The following is a 1,172-nucleotide window of genomic DNA, read 5'->3' as shown; positions in this document are numbered from 1 at the left end:
GCCGTTCTATCTTGTCAAAATACCCCGTTATACACTCCCAACCCAATTGACCCGCTGGAACCATGGGTTGATCGGGGGATTCAAGCAACTTTCTCCCTAAAAAAGCACGTCTTACAACCTTTTTATTAAAAGCTGCCCCTTGGATATCGGGCATCATGCACTGTAGCTGCTTAAATTCTTCCTCGCTATAATCACGAAGTTCTCCAGTGCTTAAATCGGGCGCTTTGTAATACCTCTCGCTTTCAAACCAACGGCATTCAACAAGTGTAACCATCCGACGACCGTTTTCAACATCAATGCTCCCCTCATCGCTGTAATAATCAAGATCATTATGGTGAACACCTTCATGAGAGCTACCATCCCTTGCCCAATCTGCACTCAGCTCTGTCCAATGAGATTTGGGAAACATCTGCTTAGCTACTTCTAACGGCTTGCGGTCTACATACCACAAACGTTGCGCATCGGTTAAATTCGGTTGCACCGCTGCACTATCCCAAACCATCTTTAACGGGTCTAAACGGGTAATTACCGGTTCACCATCGAGGCTGTTCTCATAATCAAGCCGTGTATCAGTCCACCCCATGCCACAGATAACCGCATCTTGGAAAGCATCACTATCAGCGTATTCGGCATGCGCCATGTCCCGAAACCATTCTGCCGCACCGGTAAGCAATTCACTAGGCAATGCCTTCCCTACTTGACGTGGAATAAACTGCACTTCGCGCTTGTTATTACGCTCTGACCCCACAACGGCATTGACCAATGGGGCAATACGATTAAAGGTCATAACGGGGCGGCGTTGCTTTTTTAACGCCGATAAATCTTCTTCATTCCATTGATCACCATTGTAAAAACCAAAATCCTCCCGCGCATGTTCACGCCATTTGTTCACATGCTCCACATCTTCTTTGTACCAGCTCACAAGCTTACGAAACAAACCTTCATGAGAGAGATCAGATACGTTGCTGTCTTTCTCTAAATGTTCATCATCATGCATCATTCTGCCATCCATGAGGTACTCTCATATTCCGTTCTGCCGCTATAAGCTGGTCGCTTTTGTATTTCTTTTGGTGGTTTGTATGAAATACACATCAGTCCAAAGGCATCTGCCCCATGACTGGACCAATCGTGCTCTGCTCCCAAGCCAATATTGCGCTTCTCATCCCATTTCT

Annotated in this window: 1 protein-coding gene and 1 pseudogene; both read right to left on the bottom strand. The window is 46.2% G+C overall.

Annotation, left to right across the window (positions count from 1 at the left end; translation table 11 throughout):
• The coding region (locus tag ACFIJR_RS09035; protein WP_375654063.1) for a portal protein at nt 1–1,012 on the bottom strand (1,012 nt) is incomplete at its 3' end.
• A pseudogene (locus ACFIJR_RS09030) lies at nt 997–1,172 on the bottom strand (PBSX family phage terminase large subunit); the annotation flags it as partial. The gene ACFIJR_RS09035 and the pseudogene ACFIJR_RS09030, both read right to left, overlap by 16 nt.

This window comes from Bartonella sp. OD88NMGDW (genome assembly GCF_042193775.1).
In the GTDB taxonomy this organism is placed as follows: domain Bacteria; phylum Pseudomonadota; class Alphaproteobacteria; order Rhizobiales; family Rhizobiaceae; genus Bartonella; species Bartonella grahamii.
Note: the sequence above shows the minus strand (reverse complement) of the source record. Positions and strands in the feature narration are given on the sequence as shown.